This window comes from Rhizobium sp. BK112 (genome assembly GCF_014193215.1).
Taxonomy (GTDB): Bacteria; Pseudomonadota; Alphaproteobacteria; order Rhizobiales; family Rhizobiaceae; genus Rhizobium; species Rhizobium anhuiense.
Map to the genome: position 1 here is coordinate 300,953 of NZ_JACHYZ010000006.1, position 16,791 is coordinate 317,743.

The 16,791-nt window shown below is 61.3% G+C and carries 18 protein-coding genes; 5 read left to right on the forward strand and 13 right to left on the reverse strand.

From position 1 onward, the window contains the following. Nucleotides 1-96: 96 nt before the first annotated feature. On the reverse strand, nt 97-1,035 hold the full coding sequence (locus FHT75_RS19005; protein WP_127429862.1) for a LysR family transcriptional regulator: 939 nt from the start codon (nt 1,033-1,035) through the stop codon (nt 97-99). Nucleotides 1,036-1,063: 28 nt separating this feature from the next. After that, nucleotides 1,064-1,771 (reverse strand): UTRA domain-containing protein, encoded by a 708-nt coding sequence (locus FHT75_RS19010; RefSeq protein WP_097622437.1) that lies wholly within the window; start codon nt 1,769-1,771, stop codon nt 1,064-1,066. A 234-nt stretch (nt 1,772-2,005) separates the two neighbouring features. Here FHT75_RS19010 and FHT75_RS19015 point away from each other — a divergent pair, with 234 nt between their 5' ends. The 4 genes from FHT75_RS19015 to FHT75_RS19030 all read left to right on the forward strand — a co-directional run bounded on the left by FHT75_RS19015 (nt 2,006) and on the right by FHT75_RS19030 (nt 5,024). Next, nucleotides 2,006-2,833, forward strand: a complete 828-nt coding sequence (locus FHT75_RS19015) for a transporter substrate-binding domain-containing protein (protein ID WP_025570099.1) — start codon at nt 2,006-2,008, stop codon at nt 2,831-2,833. A gap of 96 nt (nt 2,834-2,929) precedes the next feature. Then, nucleotides 2,930-3,571, forward strand: coding sequence for an amino acid ABC transporter permease (locus FHT75_RS19020; RefSeq protein ID WP_025570101.1), 642 nt, complete (start codon nt 2,930-2,932; stop codon nt 3,569-3,571). After that, the gene (locus FHT75_RS19025) at nt 3,568-4,236 is read left to right on the forward strand and encodes an amino acid ABC transporter permease (RefSeq protein ID WP_025570102.1); all 669 of its coding nucleotides are present in this window, start codon (nt 3,568-3,570) and stop codon (nt 4,234-4,236) included. Before FHT75_RS19020 ends, FHT75_RS19025 begins: the two co-directional genes overlap by 4 nt. After that, nucleotides 4,233-5,024 carry an amino acid ABC transporter ATP-binding protein gene (locus tag FHT75_RS19030; RefSeq protein WP_025570103.1) on the forward strand — a complete coding sequence of 264 codons (792 nt, stop codon included), beginning with the start codon at nt 4,233-4,235 and terminating at the stop codon, nt 5,022-5,024. Before FHT75_RS19025 ends, FHT75_RS19030 begins: the two co-directional genes overlap by 4 nt. A 51-nt stretch (nt 5,025-5,075) precedes the next feature. Here the strand turns inward: FHT75_RS19030 and FHT75_RS19035 are convergent, their stop codons facing one another. From FHT75_RS19035 to FHT75_RS19070, 8 genes are read right to left on the reverse strand one after another with little or no spacing between them, the layout of a single operon-like run. Then, nucleotides 5,076-5,429, reverse strand: coding sequence for a cupin domain-containing protein (locus tag FHT75_RS19035; protein WP_097596054.1), 354 nt, complete (start codon nt 5,427-5,429; stop codon nt 5,076-5,078). Then, nucleotides 5,422-6,090: a cysteine hydrolase family protein gene (locus FHT75_RS19040; RefSeq protein ID WP_025570106.1), complete on the reverse strand. Its 669-nt coding sequence runs from the start codon at nt 6,088-6,090 to the stop codon at nt 5,422-5,424. The genes FHT75_RS19035 and FHT75_RS19040 overlap by 8 nt, the downstream gene beginning before the upstream one ends. Then, nucleotides 6,090-7,640 (reverse strand): ABC transporter ATP-binding protein, encoded by a 1,551-nt coding sequence (locus FHT75_RS19045; RefSeq protein WP_097622435.1) that lies wholly within the window; start codon nt 7,638-7,640, stop codon nt 6,090-6,092. The genes FHT75_RS19040 and FHT75_RS19045 overlap by 1 nt, the downstream gene beginning before the upstream one ends. After that, nucleotides 7,637-8,338: a cysteine hydrolase family protein gene (locus FHT75_RS19050; protein ID WP_025570110.1), complete on the reverse strand. Its 702-nt coding sequence runs from the start codon at nt 8,336-8,338 to the stop codon at nt 7,637-7,639. Before FHT75_RS19050 ends, FHT75_RS19045 begins: the two co-directional genes overlap by 4 nt. Before the next feature lie 11 nt (nt 8,339-8,349). After that, complete coding sequence (locus FHT75_RS19055; protein WP_097622434.1) at nt 8,350-9,366, reverse strand: formamidase; 1,017 nt, start codon at nt 9,364-9,366, stop codon at nt 8,350-8,352. Nucleotides 9,367-9,378: 12 nt separating this feature from the next. Further along, complete coding sequence (locus tag FHT75_RS19060; RefSeq protein WP_025570114.1) at nt 9,379-10,305, reverse strand: ABC transporter permease; 927 nt, start codon at nt 10,303-10,305, stop codon at nt 9,379-9,381. After that, complete coding sequence (locus tag FHT75_RS19065) at nt 10,305-11,432, reverse strand: ABC transporter permease (protein WP_097622433.1); 1,128 nt, start codon at nt 11,430-11,432, stop codon at nt 10,305-10,307. Before FHT75_RS19065 ends, FHT75_RS19060 begins: the two co-directional genes overlap by 1 nt. 20 nt (nt 11,433-11,452) lie before the next feature. Beyond that, nucleotides 11,453-12,580, reverse strand: a complete 1,128-nt coding sequence (locus FHT75_RS19070) for a BMP family ABC transporter substrate-binding protein (protein WP_025570118.1) — start codon at nt 12,578-12,580, stop codon at nt 11,453-11,455. 339 nt (nt 12,581-12,919) lie between these two features. Between FHT75_RS19070 and FHT75_RS19075 the strand changes: the two genes are divergently transcribed. Next, nucleotides 12,920-13,594: a GntR family transcriptional regulator gene (locus FHT75_RS19075; RefSeq protein ID WP_025570068.1), complete on the forward strand. Its 675-nt coding sequence runs from the start codon at nt 12,920-12,922 to the stop codon at nt 13,592-13,594. Between the two features lie 87 nt (nt 13,595-13,681). Here the strand turns inward: FHT75_RS19075 and FHT75_RS19080 are convergent, their stop codons facing one another. The 3 genes from FHT75_RS19080 to FHT75_RS19090 are packed head-to-tail and all read right to left on the reverse strand — an operon-like array spanning nt 13,682 to nt 16,754. Next, nucleotides 13,682-14,479, reverse strand: a complete 798-nt coding sequence (locus FHT75_RS19080; protein ID WP_025570514.1) for an ABC transporter ATP-binding protein — start codon at nt 14,477-14,479, stop codon at nt 13,682-13,684. Between the two features lie 11 nt (nt 14,480-14,490). After that, nucleotides 14,491-15,384 (reverse strand): nitrate ABC transporter permease, encoded by an 894-nt coding sequence (gene ntrB, locus FHT75_RS19085; protein WP_025570515.1) that lies wholly within the window; start codon nt 15,382-15,384, stop codon nt 14,491-14,493. Between the two features lie 56 nt (nt 15,385-15,440). After that, nucleotides 15,441-16,754 (reverse strand): CmpA/NrtA family ABC transporter substrate-binding protein, encoded by a 1,314-nt coding sequence (locus FHT75_RS19090; RefSeq protein ID WP_127429861.1) that lies wholly within the window; start codon nt 16,752-16,754, stop codon nt 15,441-15,443. Between the last annotated feature and the right edge of the window lie 37 nt (nt 16,755-16,791).

Genomic DNA, 16,791 nt, shown 5'->3' on the forward strand with positions numbered 1-16,791 from the left:
TGTCGGGTCATGCCGCCAACGCAGGGCGACTGAGCGAATTATCGCCCAGCGCAAATTTTCATCAATATCGCCCAGCTGGGTTCCATTTTAGTTTTTCTAAAGCATTGGCTTGGGTGCCGATGCCACGGCCTGCTGACGGGAAATAGCGATGAGCCAATCGCGGAATTCGCGCCCATGGGGCTTCTGCAACGCCGCACGATCCCAGGCGAGGAAATAGCTTTCACGCAGTGCAATGCGTATGTCGACCGGAATGACGAGCGTTTGCGCCGCGAGCTCATCTGATATCATCGACATTTGCGCCAGCACGACGCCGCGTTTGTTGACGGCCGCGTCAATCGCACTGCTCGACAGGGTGAAAGAGAGGCCTGATGTCGACGCATCGAAGGAAATGCCGGCCTTGGCGGCAAACTCCGCCCAGCTGGGATAGGGAGTGAAGTGTCGTTCCCACTCGACATGCAGCAAGGGCTGTTCGAAGAGATCGCGAGCCGCATGCGCGCGATCCTGCATCAGCGCCGGCGAGCAGGCCGGCACGACCCAATCCCGAAACAGTTCGGTATAATGTTCGTGCTGCAGCACGTCCGACCCATAGCTCACGCGGAAATCGACATCATCGAAGCCGATCCGGGGCTCTTTGTCGCGTCCGATGATTCTCACCTGCACGTCGGGATGAAGGGCCTGCCAGTCGAAGATGCGCCTGCCGATCCATTTGTTGACGACAGAGGACAGCGCACTGAGGACCAGTGCCGTCTCATTGCGCGCCTTTTCCAGCAGTTGTTCGGCGCGCGCAAATTGCTCGAACCCCTTCGATATCTCCTGATGATAGAGCCGGCCCCAGGCGGTCAACTCGACGGTTCGTCCGCTGCGCTCCAGAAGTGAAACTCCCAGAAAGCTCTCGATCTTGCGAATCTGCTGGCTGATGGCCCCTGGCGAAACCTTGAGCTCCAGTGCCGCAGCCGTCACGCCGCCGCAGCGCCCCACGGCCTCGAAGGCTTGCAAACTCTTCAGCGGGATCGTCTTGAAGCGCTCATCGGTCACTTGCAGAGCCTCTCGTGATTTGCGCCACTCAATTTGCCATCGGATGAAAGGTCCCCGCAAACTGGAACCGGTCGCCTGGATGGACAAACTCGACATAAGTCACCGTGCGGCCATTCTGCCAGGTCTGGCGGACGAGGCTAAGGCAGGCCTCGCCTTTCTCTGTCTGCAGGATTCGGGCGGTCGCACTATCGGCCGAAACGGCACGAATGACATGTTTGGCCTTGGACCAGGGAACCTCCTGCAGCAGCCATTTGCCGGGGGGAGTCGAGGCAAAGCTTTCTTCTCTCGCCCGCGGGACGGCATCAAGCATGATGATGCGCCGCTCGATGGCATTCGGTCTGCCGTCGACGATATGCAGGCATTGAAGCCTGAGGACTTCTGCATCGGCAGCTTCCGACAGCTGCTGCGCTTCCACCTCTCCGAGGCGCTCGATCTTGCGGGCGAGGATTTCGAAGTGGTGTTCGTGCCCGGCCAGTTCCGCCTCGGTGCTGATATCCTGGATATCCATCACCGTGCGGTCGATCTGGGGGGAGGCGACGAACGAACCGGTCTTGCGCCTTCTGACGATCATGCCGCGCTCGGCCAGCGCCGACAGCGCCTTGCTGACCGTCATGCGCGAGCATTGATATTGCGCCACGAGTTCGCGCTCGACGGGAATGCAGTCACCCGGCCGCCAAATGCCGCTGATGATCTTCGTCTCGATATCCGTAAAAATACGCTGGTAAATCGATACCAAGTCCGCACCTCATCCGGCGTCAACGATCATAAGTTCCGGAACGGTCGGGTCGCGCCGGTGCAGATCGCTGCCGCCCGGCACAAATTTTGCGTTCCTCGTCTTTTACATTGACACTCTAGGCCCGCCTATATCTATTTGTATAGTCAAAAGCGGAGCATAGAAATCCGCGCAGAGGAAATCGAAGTCGAGAACCAAAACTCCTCCACCGGGGGAATGAAAACTGGAGAGATGATCATGAAGGCAAATTCACTGCTGAAGGGTCTGGTCGGCGCTGCGTTCCTCATCGGAGCAGCCGTTTCCGCCCACGCAGCCGACACGCTTGCGGCCGTCAAGGCAGCCGGCACCCTCAAGGTTGGCACCGAAACAGCTTTTGCCCCGTTCGATTATATCGATGCCGGGGAACATACGGGCTTGAACGTCGACCTCTTTGCCGAGATCGGCAAGGAACTCGGCGTCAAGATCGAGTGGGTCGCCCTTCCCTGGGACGGTGTCTTCCCCGCGCTCGAGGCCGGCAAATTCGATGTCGTCGCAGGTCCTGCAACAATTACCAAGAAGCGCTTGGAGCGCTATCGCTTCACGCCGCCGATCGCCGAAGCGACGATTGCCATTTTGAAGAAGGCTGGCGATACGACGATCAGCAAGCCGGAGGATATTGCCGGCAAGACGATCGGTGTCGGCAAGGCAACCGCTCAGCTCGACCAGTTGAAGGAGTTCTCCGCCACCCTGCCGACCAAAGTTGACGTGCGTGAATATCCCGCCTTTACCGAATCCTACGCCGATCTCGCCGCCGGCCGTATTGCCGGCGTTGCCAATTCGCTACCGAATATCGCCTTCGTCGCCAGCCAGCGAAAGGGCACGTTCGAAGTCGTTCTGCCGCCATTCGGCAAGAAGTCTTATTTCGGCTTTATCGGCCTCAAGGATGCCGATCATGCGCCCCTGATGGATGCGATCGATGCCGCGATGCTCAAGATCAAGGCAGATGGACGCATGGCGGAGCTGCAGAAGAAGTGGTTTGGTGCGTCTTTCGATACGCCTGATGCTGTCAAGGATCCGGCATTCTGATGAGCCACCGGTGAACGAACGCGCCCCGCCAATGGTCGGGGCGCAATCTGCCGTGGCATCAGAGCTCACGGCCGCAGCGCCAGGCAAACACCGCCCATGTCCATCAAACTTTTCGAACTGCTTCTGCAAGCGTCGATCTACACGGTAACGATCAGCGTGGTTTCTATCCTGATCGGCTTTGCGATCGCGATCGTTATTTCCGCCATGCTGCTGTCGCGACAGCAGCTCTTCGTCCTGCCGGCGCAAATTTTCATCAGTTTTTTTCGTGGCGTGCCGCTGCTGGTGCAACTGCTGCTGATCTATAACCTGCTGCCGGCGATTGGCCTCAACGTGCCGAGTATCGTTGCGGCCGTCGTTGGTCTTTCGCTGTGTACGGCAGCCTATCAGGCTGAAAATCTGCGTGGCGGTTTTGCCAGCGTTCCCATGGGTCTTGTCGAGTCTGCCGAAATGGTCGGCATGACTCCCGTTCAGATCTTCCGCCGGATCAAGGCCCCGATCGCCCTGCGCCTGACTTTCCCGGCGCTCGTCAACGAAGCGATCCTTATCCTGAAGGCGTCGTCGCTGGTCTCGGTCGTCGGGGTCATCGAGCTGACGCGCATGGCCCAGGACCTTGCCGGCAGCACCTTCCTGCCGCTCGAGATTTTCGCGTCCGCAGGGCTGATCTATTTCGTCATCAATTGGATCGTCGCCCTTGCGGGCGGCCTGATCGAACGCTCCCTGCCGGGAGTGCCGCGATGACCTTCGACATCAATGTGATTTTCAACAACCTGCCCGATATCGTCAGCGGTGCATGGCTTACCCTCCTCATCTGGATCGTCACCACGCCAGTCGCTGCTGCGCTCGGCTTCCTTATCGCCGTTGCCAGACGTTTTGGCGGCGTCATCCCGGACAAGGCGTTCGGCATTGTCATTGCGGTGCTGCGCGGCACGCCCTTCCTCATCCAGATATTCCTCGTCTACTACGGCGGGCCCTTCGTCGGCTTGTCACTCGATCCGATCCCGGCCGGCATCATCGGCCTTTCCATCTACGGCGCGGCTTATTTCAGCGAGATCTTCCGCTCGGGTTTTGCCGCCGTCCCGAAGGGACATATCGAGGCCGGCCTGTGCGTCGGCCTGACACAAGGGCAGATCATCCGGCGCATATTGCTGCCGGAGATGACCATGCTGGTGCTGCCGCCTTCGATCAACATGACGATCATCCTCATGAAGGAGACGGCCGTGCTGTCCATCATCACCGTGCCGGAATTGACGGCGACGCTGAGTGCGATCGGCTCGCAGCAATATGCCTTCGTCGAGGCGCTCTTCGTGCTTGCCCTATTCTATTGGGCGCTCGTCGAAATCACCGGCTGGCTCGGTCATCTCGCCGAAACGAAACTCTCCAGATTCAGGTTTTTCAACATATGAGCGTTCCTGCGATCGCAGTCAAAAATCTCGTCAAGACGTTCGGCGGTTCCACCGTGTTGCACGGCATCGACCTCGATATCGTGCAGGGACAGGTTTCCTGCGTCATCGGCCCGTCCGGCTCCGGCAAGAGTACGTTGCTGCGCTGCATGGCCTTTCTCGAGGAATCGACGAAGGGGACGATCGCCATCAATGGCGAGGTGCTTGGCTTTACGGAAAACGCCAAAGGCGTCCGTGAGCGGGTGCCGGCGGCGGCGAACCGGCGGATACGATCGCAGATCGGGATGGTTTTTCAGCAGTTCAATCTCTGGCCGCATATGACGGCGCTCGGCAATGTCAGCGAAGCGCTGAAGACCGTTCACAAGATGAGCCGTAGGGATGCAGAGGAGCGGGCCATGGCCCAGCTCGTCAAGGTCGGCCTCGAGGCCAGGGCAGGGCACTATCCGTCGCAGCTTTCCGGAGGTCAGCAGCAACGCGTCGCCATCGCCCGGGCACTCGCCCTCAACCCGAAGATCATGCTGTTTGACGAGCCGACCTCATCGCTCGATCCCGAGCTGACCGGCGAAGTGCTGAACGTCATGCGCGATCTCGCCGCCGAGGGCATGACGATGGTCGTCGTTTCCCACGAGATCGGATTTGCCGCGACGGTCGGCCAGCAGATCGTCTTTCTCGATCACGGCAAGGTGCTGTTCACCGGCCCGCCGCAGGACGTCTTCAAACGGCCGAGAAACCCCCGGCTCGAACAGTTCCTGGACACCTATATCGATCGCGGAGCCTCGATGCTGCTCTGACGTTCATGTCCTTCCTGATCGTCGGAAAGACCTCCAATTCCGACGTCGGGTTCAGGCAATATCGTCTTCGAGTATCTTCACGGGCCGGTCCCACTGGATGAGAACGACACAGCCGGGGTCACTCCAGACCGAGTGTTCGCTGCCCGGCGCATTGACGATATAACTGCCGCTGGAGTAATCGCCCGTCTCGTCGGATTGAACGCCATCGAGCACCAGGATGGTCTCGAGCCCCTCGTGACGATGACGGGGAACGGAGGCGCCAGGCTCATATTTCAACAGCGCCACGCCCGGCTGATCGCCCTCGAAGGGCCGGATCCAGTGAATGGTGACCGCGTCGCGAAAAGGGCCGAATTCCAGCGCCTTCCAGCCGCCCGAGGTCAGCAGTTCGCGGGTCGTGTCAGGCATGGATAATGCTTTCCAGTATGTCGTCGACATGGGCGGTCCAGCCGACGATCGCGCCCTGAGCGCGGATCATGGCGATGGCTGCGGCTTTGAATTCCGGGAAATAGCTTTCCGTCGCCTCCTCGGCGAGCAGGCACTCATAACCGCGGTCGTTTGCTTCACGCATCGTCGTCTGCACGCAGACTTCGGTGGTAACGCCGGCAAAGACGAGTTGTTTGATACCCTTCTGCTGCAGCACGGTGCCGAGTTCGGTGGCGTAAAAGGCGCCCTTACCGGGTTTTTCGATGACGACTTCGCCCTTCACGGGCGCGAGTTCCGGCAGGATTGCCGTGCCGGGCTCGCCCGAGATCAGGATGCGGCCCATCGGGCCTTCGTCGCCGATCCTGAGCGCAGGATTGCCGCGGTCGCGTTTGGCCGGCGGCAGGTCGGAAAGGTCCGGCCGATGGCACTCCATCGTATGGATCACAGGCAGGCCGGCATTGCGGAAGCCCTGGATGAGGCGTTTGACATCGGGAACGATCCTGGTGATGCGGCTGACATCGTTGCCGAGGCTTGCACCGAAACCGCCGGGCTCGGCGAAATCGCGCTGCATGTCGATGACGATGAGGGCGAGCTCGTCGTGCTTCACCGGAAAGGCAAAAGGTTCGGCCTTGATCTTCACCATCAATGATGTCCCGCCATGTGGGCGCCGATCACGCCGATATCGGCCGAGCGTGCCGGTGTTTCGTAAACCAGCTTGCCTTCCGAAATGACCATGATGCGGTCGGACATCTCGAGCAGTTCGTCGAGGTCTTCGGACAGCAGCAGCACGGCGGCACCCAAATTGCGTGCCTTCATGATGCGGGCGCGGATTTCGGCAACGGCCGAGAAATCCAGACCGAAACAGGGGTTCGAGACGATCAGCAGATCGACATCGCCGGTCAGTTCGCGGGCGAGCACCGCCCGCTGCACGTTGCCGCCCGAAAGCGCTGCGATCGGCGAGGAGGAAGAGGCGGTCTTGACCTTGAAATCGGAGATCAGCGCCGAGGCGCGCTTCTTCATGCCGCCCCTGTTCAGCCAGATCGCGTCCTTGCCGTCCGGCTTCAAGTCGAAGGTGCGAAACGCAAGGTTCTCGCTCACGCTCATCTTGGGCGCGCAGGCATTCTGCAACGGCTCTTCGGGGATGAAACGCACCTTGTTCTTGCGGGTCTCGTCACGGGTGGCGCCGTAAGCCTCGCCATTGACCATGACCTCACCGGTATCGGTCGGGCGCTGGCCGGCGAGAATCTCCGTCAGCTCCTTCTGGCCGTTGCCCGATATGCCGGCAATGCCAACGATCTCGCCGGAGCGGACCGTCAGCGCGTCGATCTCGATCGTCTTCAGGCCGGAGCGATCGGGGGCCTTCACCTGGCTGACGGTCAGCACCGGTCTTGCCGCTTCGGCCACCGGCAGGCGGCTGTCGAGCTCGGCGAGCTTGACGTCGCCGATCATCATCGCCGCCATCTCGGCGGTGGAGAGTTCGCCGACCTTGCCGGTGCCGACCAGCTTGCCGCGCCGCAGGATCGAGACGGCATCGGCGAACTTCGTCACCTCGTGGAACTTGTGGGAAATCATCAGCACGGTGAGTTCGCCGCGCTCGGTCATTCCGCGCACGATGCCGAGCATCTCGTCGGCTTCGGCCGGCGTCAGCACCGAAGTCGGCTCGTCGAGCACGAGGAAGGAGCGGCCGAGATAGAGCTGCTTGACGATTTCGAGCTTCTGTTTTTCGCCGGCGGCAAGTTCACTTACCGGCCTGTCGAGCGGGATCTTGAACGGCATGCGCTCCATGAAACCCGCCAGGTCCTTGCGCTCCTTGGCCCAGTTGATCACCGCGGGGACTTCGGTGCGGCTGATGACCAGGTTTTCCGCGCCAGTCAGAGAGGGAACCAGGGTGAAATGCTGGTAGACCATGCCGAGCCCATAGGCTGCGGCATCCTTGGGGGAGGCGACCGCCACCTCGCGGCCGTCGACCGACAGCGAACCTGAGGTCGCGTGATAGAAACCCATGATGCATTTGACCAGTGTCGACTTGCCGGCGCCGTTTTCGCCGAGAAGGGCGTGGAAAGAGCCGGCCGGAACGGCCATCGAGACGTTGTCGAGCGCGGTGAACGAACCGAAGCGCATGGTCATCCCGAGCGTATCGATACCGACCGCCTTGCCGGCCTTGGGGAGGGGCGTGTCGCGAACGGTGCTCATGGCAGCTGGCTCACAAAGGTTTCGGAATTGGAGACGGCGCCGAAGACGCCGCCCTGCATCTTCACCATCTTGATGGCGGCGAGGTGGTTTCCGTAGTCGGTCGCGCCGCAGCAGTCCTCCAGCAGCAGGCATTCGTAGCCGCGGTCGTTCGCCTCGCGCATCGTCGTCGAGACGCAGACATCGGTGGTGATGCCGGTGAGGATGATGTTCTCGATGCGCTTCCGGTTGAGGATGAGTTCGAGGTCGGTGGCGCAGAACGAACCCTTGCCGGGCTTGTCGATGATCGTCTCGCCTTCGACCGGGTAGAGTTCGGGGATGATGTCCCAGCCGGGTTCGCCCCGCGTCAGGATGCGGCCGCAGGGGCCGGGATCGCCGATACCGGCGCCGATCCGCTGCGAGCGCCAGCGTTTGTTGGCCGGCAGATCGGCGAGGTCGGGACGATGGCCCTCGCGGGTGTGGATAATGTGGTAGCCCTTGGCCCGCATAGCGGCAAGCACGCGTTTGATCGGTTCGATCGGCGCCTGCACCAGCGACAGGTCGTAGCCCATATGGTCGACATAGCCGCCCTTGCCGCAGAAATCCGTCTGCATGTCGATGATGATAAGGGCGGTGTTATCAGGCCTTAGAGCGCCGTTATAGGGCCACGGATACGGATCGGCGTCGATAAAATGCCCTTCGGTTTCGACCATCGCGTCCATCATTCTCTCTCCTATTCCGCGGCAGGTTTGAGGGGTTCGCCGTAGCGGCGCATCGGCTTGTCAAATCCGCAGGACGTGCCGTCCTTGACCTTTATCTCGTCTTCCCATGGCAGGCGGTATTTGCCGGCGACGAGGTCGTGCATGTAGGTGTAGGGCGCATCCTGCGCGCCGCCGGCGACGGCGACATAACCGCGATGGCCGAACTGGTAGATATTGTTCTCCACGCCCCAGCCGAGCCGGGCCTCGCGCACCAGGTCAGGACGCACCTCGGCGGTGATGATCTCGTTGACGCGGCCGGAGGTGCCGTGGGCGATGATCGTGCCGTCGAAATTGCAGATCATGCCTTCACCCATGGAATCGAACGTGCCGTCCGAGCCGCACATACAGACATTGGCGGTGATCATCAGGTTGCAGAAGGCATTGGCCTGGTTGGTGAAGCGCCAGGCCTCGCGGATCGGCGCCGTGTAGCCGGCTGTGCGGATCATGATTTCGGCGCCCTTATAGGCGCATTCGCGCGCCATCTCCGGGAACATGCCGTCATGGCAGATGATCAGTGCGAGCCTGGCGCCTCGCGGGCCTTCGATGACAGGGATGCCAAGATCGCCGGGCTCCCAGGGCTCGACGGGGATCCAGGGATGCATCTTGCGGTAATAGAGCTTCAACTCGCCTTGATCGTCGATGACGATGCCGGAATTGTAGGGCATGCCGCCAGGGTTCAGCTCCATGATCGAGAAGCAGCCCCAGATCGCATTGTCCCTGCAAGCCTTCCTGAAGGCCGCGACCTCCGGCCCGTCGAGCGTGCACATGATCTCCGGATTGATGTCCATGGAGAGGCCGTGCAGCGCATATTCGGGAAAGACGACGAGGTCCATGCCCGGCTGGTTGCGCCGCGCTTTGGCCACCAGATCGACGATCACCTGCGTCTGTTTTGCCAGATCCGCTTTGGTGACCGTCACCGGCAGCTGGAGTTGTACCAGGCCGATACCCACACCGTGTTCGGATTTGTTGAGGCCGCCAAGTCCGTTCATCGGCAAGCTCCGTTATTTCGTAAGCGACAGCGCACCCGGCGCACCGGCGAGCGAGCGGGTGGGCGAGGACGTGGCGATCAGGATGATGAGGGTAAGCACGTAAGGTGCCGCGTAGAAGAGGTAGTAGCCTTGCGTGACGCCGACCGATTGCAGCGCCGGGCCGAGCGCGCCGGCGCCGCCGAAAAGCAGGGCAGCGAGAAAGCAGCCGATCGGGTTCCAGCGGGCAAAGATCACGAGCGCCACGGCCATCAGGCCCTGACCCGACGAGATGCCTTCGTTCCACGAGCCCGGATAGTAGAGCGACAGATAGGCGCCGCCGATCGCCGCCAGCGAGCCGCCAGCGGCGGTCGCCAGCAGGCGAACCCGGTCCGGGTCGATGCCCATGGCTCGGGCCGCGTCGGTGCTGTCGCCGACAACGCGCAGGATCAGGCCGATGCGAGTGTTCTTGAAGGCCCAGAACAGGAAGAGAGCCAGCGCTGCGCCGATGAAGAACAGCACGTTGATATTGAGTGCCGCCTGGATCTGCGGAGTGCTCGACCAGCCGCCGAGCGCAATCGAGGGCAGTTTCGGCGCCACCGGCTGGATGAAGGATTTGCCGAGGAAAAACGCCATGCCGAGACCGAACTGCATCATCGCGATGCCGATGGCGATGTCGTTGACCTTCGGGAATTTGCAGATCCAGCCGTGGATGAGGCCGAAGACTGCGCCCGCCGCCATGGCGGCGAGCACGCCGAGGGTCGGCGAGCCGGTGATGACGGCCACCGCATAGGCCGTCATGGCGCCGAAGACCAGCGTGCCTTCCAGGCCGAGATTGATGCGGCCGGAGCGCTCGGTGATCGTCTCGCCGAGGCTGACGAAAATGAATGGTGTGGACACGCGGATGGCGCCTGCGAAGATCGCCAGCGGCACGCCCCAGATGCCGATGCCTGTCTCTTCCATCAGAGGCTCCTTTTCCAGAGGTCGGGATTGAAGATCTTGAAGCGGCCGTAGAAGGTCTCGCAGAAGAGAATGACGATGAAGAGCGTCCCCTGCAGCACCAGAACCGTCGCATCCGGCAGGCCCATGCGCCGCTGGATGAGGCCGCCCGAGGCGTCGATGCCGCCGAGCAGGATCGCGACCGGAATGATCGCCAGCGGATTGTGCCTGGCGAGGAAGGCGACGAGGATGCCGGTATAACCGTAGCCGGCGGCAAGCGAGGCGTTGGCGCTTCCCTGCACCGCCGCCACTTCAATCATGCCCGCCAGACCGGCAAAGCTGCCGGCAAGTGCGGTAAATCCCGCGATCAGTTTGCCCACAGGAAGTCCCTGGATCTGGGCGGCGCGCACGTTGCCGCCGGCGATGCGGGCGGCAAAACCGTAGCTCGTCGCCTCGATCACGATCCAGGACACAATGCAGGCGAGGATGCCGATGACGAGACCCCAATGCACGTCCATGCCGGGAATCTTGCCGAGCATATAGTCCGCCGGCAACGGCCTGGTCGACGGCTTGTTGAGGCTTGCAGGATCGCGGAGCATCCCTTCGACGAACTGGTTCATCAGGGCAATGGCGATATAGGATAGCAGCAGCGACGAGATGGTTTCGTTGACGCCGCGGTAGTGGCGCAGGAAACCGGCAAGGCCGATCCAGATGCCGCCGACCAACATGGCGGCGATCGCCATCAGAATGAGGGTGAGGAAGACAGGCGCGGTGCCGGCAAGCGGCAGAGCCATGGCTGCGGCCGCAACGCCGCCCAGCACGACCGCTCCTTCCCCGCCGATGATGACGAGGCCGAGACGGGCGGGCAGGGCGACGCAGAGCGCCGTCAGGAGAAGGGGTGCGGCGCGGCTTAAGCTGTTCTGCACCGAAAACCAGCTGCCGAAGCCGCCGGTATACATCAGTTGGAAGAGGGTGACCGGCGACTTGCCGACCGCCAGGATGAAGAGGGAGAAGAGCGCAAGACCGATCAGTATGGCCGCAAGGCCGATGACGACAGGTTCGGCTCGCCGCGCGATCCATTCGAGGACGGGGCGCAGCGAAGCCGGTTTTTCCGCGATGGCGAGTGCGGGATCATTGGCCTCGATGGTCATGGCGCTTCTCCCTTCGCGGTTTACGCCGTGGACCCGACGACGCCCTCAACCAGGTAATTCATGCTCTCGAGCTCGATCGCATCTTCGGCGTAGCTCTTGTCGGCAGCCACGACGGTGTCGCCCTTATTGTCCTTCAACGGGCCCTTGAAGACCGAGAAGCCGCCCTTCATCATCTCCGCCTGCGTGGCTTCGAAAGCCTTGCGGCCCTCCGCCGACACGGCGGGGCCAAGCGCGCTCATCTTCACGAAGCCGTCCTTCAGGCCGCCGCGCACGAAGTTGCCGAGCTTTTCGCCGGCCTGCGCCTTCTTGACGAAATCGCTGTAGACGTTGCCCCAGGCCCATTCGGCGCCGGTGAGGTATTTTTCGGGAGCAAGTGGGCTCTGATTGGCGTGATAGCCGCAGACGAAGGCGCCGCGGCCGGCCGCCGTCTCGACGACCACTTTGGGGCTGTCGACGTGGCAGGTGATGACGTCGGCGCCCTGATCGACCAGCGCATTGGTGGCTTCGGCTTCCTTGACGGCGAGCGACCATTCACCGGTGAAGATCACCTGGCAGGTGATAGCGGGATCGACCGTGCGCGCGCCAAGCAGGAAGGCGTTGATGTTCTGCAGAACTTGCGGGATCGGCTTAGCGGCGACGAAGCCGATCTTTTTGCTTTTCGTCGCATGACCGGCGGCGATGCCGTTCAGATACTGGCCCTGGAAGATATAGCCGAAATAGGAGCCGGTATTGGCGGGGTTCTTGCCTTCCTGCCAGAGGCCGCCGCAATGGCGGAACTGGATATCGGGATATTTGGCGGCCATGGCCAGCATGTGGGGATCGAAATAGCCGAAGGAGGTCGGAAAGAGCAGGGTCGCACCGTCGAGATTGATCATCGACTCCATGGTCTTCTGGACATCGACGGTTTCCGGCACATTCTCTTCTTCGACCAGCGTCACGCCCGGCAGCGCCTTGACCACGGCGGCACCTTCCGCATGCGCCTGGTTGTAGCCGTAGTCGTCTTTGGGGCCGACATAGATGAAGCCGACGGTCAGCGCGGTCTGGGCTGCGGCTGGCGAGCCGATCAGGCCCGGCATGGCGCCGGCGAGCGCACCGGCGGCGGAAGCCTGAAGGAAATTGCGGCGGTTCATGGAAAGGAGTTTGGTCATCGGAATGCTCCTTGCGGCGCTGGGCCGGTTTCGAACGGGTACAGAAAAGTGCATGCAATGTGCGTGCCAGAAATCAATCTATTGTTTTTTATAATTTATTTGTTTCTGCAAAATGCACACTCCGAAAAGTGCATGCAGATTGATCGATTTCTTGCGCAAAAAGTAATCAACAGGTATTTCTTGGTCATCGTGACTGCGTGATTGCTGATACTTCGCGCAGGCCAAGCTCTCTTATTCATCAGAAAGCGAAAATTTAACAATATCTTCCCTGCTCAATTTGACTTATCGAGTCTCGGACGGCATCTGTATGCAGAGTGTTGATGTGAGCAGATTCGTATTGTGAAGCAGACTAGGCGCAGAGAAGTGATCCGCACCGGAACCACCGTCGAACAGATGGTGCGGGCGATTTCCGACATGATCGTCACAGGTGAAATCCTGCCGGGCGCGAAGTTGGACGAGGTGTCGCTCGCGGTTCGTTTCGAGGTTTCGCGCACGCCGGTACGCGAGGCCTTGCGTGAGCTGGGCGCCATGGGATTGGTCGTCCGCGAGCCAAACCGCAGTGCCCTCGTGACCAATGTCACCGAGGCCTATCTGCATTCGATGTTCGAGGCGATGGCGGAGCTTGAAGCAATCTGCGCCAGGCTGTCGGCCGAGCGCATGACGGTCGATGAGCGGCGCGCGCTGGAGTTGGAGCATCGGGCATCGGTGAGGCTGGTGCATGCCGGCGCCGAAGAGGAATATTCGGCTCACAATACCGAATTCCACACCCGGCTTTATCGAGGTGCGCATAATGATCATGTCTTCGAGATGGTGACGCAGACCAGGGCGCGGCTGGCACCTTTTCGACGGGCACAGTTCCGTTTGCCGGGGCGCTTGGCAAAATCCTATGAGGAGCACGGCCGGATCGTGACCGCGATCATGCGCGCGGACGCCGCGGCCGCGGGGCAGGCGGCCTATTCCCATGTGGAAATTGTCAGCGATGCCAGCGCGGTATTTGCAACGGCCGGGGAGTAGAGAGGACGCGGCGCCCGAAATCAAGCGCCGCCCCCGCTACAAGACAAAGGGCTCCGACAACCAAACGCTCCAGTTGTTTCGCGGCGTCTACTCCGCGGCTTCGACGAAACGGTGGCGTTCGTAGAGGAACTTCAGCACGGCCTCGCGGCATTTGAGATATGTCCGGTCGGAGGCGAGTTCGATGCGATGGCGCGGACGAGACATGGTCACATCGAGCACTTCACCGATCCGGGCCGCCGGGCCATTGGTCATCATGACGATGCGATCGGACAACAATACCGCTTCGTCGACGTCATGGGTGATCATCACCATCGTATTGCCAAGCCGGGCGTGGATTTCCATCACCGCGTCCTGAAGATGGGCGCGGGTCAGCGCGTCGAGCGCGCCGAAAGGCTCGTCCAGCAACAGGATCTTCGGCTCCATTGACAGCGCGCGGGCAATGCCGACGCGCTGTTTCATGCCCCCTGATATTTCCGAAGGCCGCTTATCCCTGGCATGCGCCATCTGCACGAGGTCGAGGTTGGCCATGACCCAGTCGTGCCGCTCGGCCTTGGTCTTTGTTCGGCTGAAGACCTTGGTGACGGCGAGATTGACGTTCTCGTAGACCGTCAGCCAGGGCAGCAGCGAATGGTTCTGGAAGACGACGGCGCGTTCCGGACCCGGTTCGTTGACCTCGCGGTTTTCAAGCAGCACGGCGCCTGCGGATACCGGAGTCAGGCCGGCAATCAGGTTGAGCAGGGTAGACTTGCCGCAGCCGGAATGGCCGATGATCGAGACGAATTCACCCTCGGAAATCGTCAGGTTGATGTCCTTCAGCACCTCGGCGCGCACGCCGCCCCGATCGAAATGTTTGTCGATATGGTCGAGTTTGAGATAGGCGTTCATAGGTGCGTTCCTCAGTTGGCCATGGCGCCGCGGGTGACGAGTTTGCCGAGCGCAGCCACCAGCTTGTCAAGGGCGAAGCCGACGATGCCGATATAGGCGAGCGCGACGATGATGTCCGGAAGGCGCGACGAGTTCCATGCGTCCCAGATGAAGAAGCCGATGCCGACGCCGCCCGTCAGCATTTCGGCCGCGACGATGGCGAGCCAAGAGAGGCCGACGCCGATCCTGAGGCCGGTGAAGATATAGGGCGCTGCCGAAGGCAGCATGATCTTCCAGAAAAACTCGAACTGGTTGAGGCGCAGCACTTCGGCGACGTTGCGGTAGTCCTGCGGGATATTGCGGACGCCGACGGCGGTGTTGATGATGACAGGCCAGATCGACGTGATGAAGATCACGAAGATTGCCGAAGGATTGGAATCCTGGAAGGCTGCCAGCGACAGCGGCAGCCAGGCGAGCGGCGGGACCGTGCGCAGCACCTGGAAGATCGGATCGAGGCCGCGCATCGCCCAGATCGACTGACCGATGATCGCCCCGATGATGACGCCGGCGACTGCGGCAAGGCCAAAGCCATACACGACGCGCTGCAGCGAAACGAGCACGCGCCAGCCAAGCCCGATATCCTGGGAGCCGTAGTTGAAGAACGGATAGGCGATCAGGTCGTAGCTCTCCTGCCAGACCTGATGCGGCGAGGGCAAGGACGCATCCGTCGATGAACAGAGCACCTGCCAGACGAGCAGGATGAGCGCCAGCACCACGGCCGGCGGAACGACATTGCGAAGTGCGGTCAGCGCCGCTCGACGAAAATCGATCCGCGATCCATGCTTGCCGGAAAATGGCAGAACCTTTGCCGCCGGCTTGGCAGAGGCGACCGTGGAGGGATTTTGTTTATTTGCCAGGGCGGACATCGACGCGCTCCTCATACGAATGAAAGGCCGGCGCGCCGATCGCGCGCCGGAGCGGGTCAGGCGACGGCCTTGATCGAAAGGCTGTCGAGATAGGCGGAGGGATTTTCAGGGTCGAAGACCTTGCCGTCGAAGAAAGTCTCCTTGCCGCGAGACGACGATGCGGGAATATCGGCCGCCGCGACGCCGAGATCCTTGGCGGCCTCGCGCCAGATGTCTTCGCGATTCACCTGGTTGACCAGCGCCTTGACGTCGGTGCTCGCCGGCAGATTTCCCCAGCGGATGTTTTCCGTCATGAACCAGGTATCGTGGCTCTTGAACGGGTAGGAGGCACCGTCCTTCCAGAACTTCATGTAGAGGTCGGTGGCCTTGACCTCGCGGCCGTTGCCATAATTGATATCGCCCTTGAGGCGGCCGAGCACGTCCTTGGTCGGAACGTTGAACCACTGGCGCTTGCCGAGAATGTCGGCCATCTCCGCCTTGTTGTCCATGCTTTCGCACCATTGCTGAGCTTCCATGACAGCCATCAGCAGCGCCTTGGCAGCATTGGGATTCTTTTCGATCCAGTCGGCGCGCAGCCCGAGCGCTTTTTCGGGATGGCCCTTCCAGAGCTCGCCGGTGGTGGCGGCGGTGAAGCCGATGCCCTGATTGACGAGCTGCTCGTTCCACGGTTCGCCCACACAGAAGACGTCCATGTTGCCAACCTTCATATTGGCAACCATCTGCGGCGGCGGCACGACGATGGTCGAAACGTCCTTGTTCGGATCGATGCCGCCGGCGGCGAGCCAGTAACGGATCCAGAGGTCATGGGTGCCGCCCGGGAAGGTCATCGCGGCCTTGATCTCCTTGCCTTCCGTCTTCTTTTTCTCGAAGGCGGCCTTCAGCTTAGAGGCATCGAGCTGCACGCCGGTTTCGGCATATTCCTTGGCGACGGAAATGCCCTGGCTGTCGAGGTTGAGCCGGGCGAGGATTGCCATCGGCACCGGCTTATTGTTCTGCGTCACCTTGCCGGTGTGCATGAGATAGGGGAGCGGCGAGAGAATATGGGCGCCGTCGATGCCATTGGCCGCGCCGCCCAGCACGAGATTATCGCGGGTCGCACCCCAGGACGCCTGTTTGGCCACATCCGCTTCCGGAAGGCCATGCTTGTCGAAAAAGCCCTTTTCCTTGGCGATGATCAGCGGTGCGGAATCGGTGAGCGCGATAAAGCCGAGCTTGACACCTTTCACCTCGGGCCCTGCTCCGGCTGCGAAGGCGCCCGATGGAAAGGCAGTCTTGACGGCGCCGATGAGGGCAGCCGCTGCAGTCGTCTTGAGCATGCCGCGGCGGGTCATGCCGGTTGTCGAAATCCCAGTCGTCGAATTTTTTGTCATGCGCAGGTTCCCTCTGCTGGCTGAATTTGGACACAAA

Coding starts and splice junctions, on each gene's coding strand:
- FHT75_RS19070 (WP_025570118.1), bottom strand. CDS start 12,580: ATGACCAAACTCCTTTCCATGAACCGCCGCAATTTCCTTCAGGCTTCC.
- FHT75_RS19055 (WP_097622434.1), bottom strand. CDS start 9,366: ATGAACGGACTTGGCGGCCTCAACAAATCCGAACACGGTGTGGGTATC.
- FHT75_RS19040 (WP_025570106.1), bottom strand. CDS start 6,090: ATGGTGAAGATCAAGGCCGAACCTTTTGCCTTTCCGGTGAAGCACGAC.
- FHT75_RS19015 (WP_025570099.1), top strand. CDS start 2,006: ATGAAGGCAAATTCACTGCTGAAGGGTCTGGTCGGCGCTGCGTTCCTC.
- FHT75_RS19065 (WP_097622433.1), bottom strand. CDS start 11,432: ATGACCATCGAGGCCAATGATCCCGCACTCGCCATCGCGGAAAAACCG.
- FHT75_RS19080 (WP_025570514.1), bottom strand. CDS start 14,479: ATGAACGCCTATCTCAAACTCGACCATATCGACAAACATTTCGATCGG.
- FHT75_RS19090 (WP_127429861.1), bottom strand. CDS start 16,754: ATGACAAAAAATTCGACGACTGGGATTTCGACAACCGGCATGACCCGC.
- FHT75_RS19025 (WP_025570102.1), top strand. CDS start 3,568: ATGACCTTCGACATCAATGTGATTTTCAACAACCTGCCCGATATCGTC.
- FHT75_RS19035 (WP_097596054.1), bottom strand. CDS start 5,429: ATGCCTGACACGACCCGCGAACTGCTGACCTCGGGCGGCTGGAAGGCG.
- FHT75_RS19030 (WP_025570103.1), top strand. CDS start 4,233: ATGAGCGTTCCTGCGATCGCAGTCAAAAATCTCGTCAAGACGTTCGGC.
- FHT75_RS19060 (WP_025570114.1), bottom strand. CDS start 10,305: ATGGAAGAGACAGGCATCGGCATCTGGGGCGTGCCGCTGGCGATCTTC.
- ntrB (WP_025570515.1), bottom strand. CDS start 15,384: ATGTCCGCCCTGGCAAATAAACAAAATCCCTCCACGGTCGCCTCTGCC.
- FHT75_RS19050 (WP_025570110.1), bottom strand. CDS start 8,338: ATGGACGCGATGGTCGAAACCGAAGGGCATTTTATCGACGCCGATCCG.
- FHT75_RS19045 (WP_097622435.1), bottom strand. CDS start 7,640: ATGAGCACCGTTCGCGACACGCCCCTCCCCAAGGCCGGCAAGGCGGTC.
- FHT75_RS19020 (WP_025570101.1), top strand. CDS start 2,930: ATGTCCATCAAACTTTTCGAACTGCTTCTGCAAGCGTCGATCTACACG.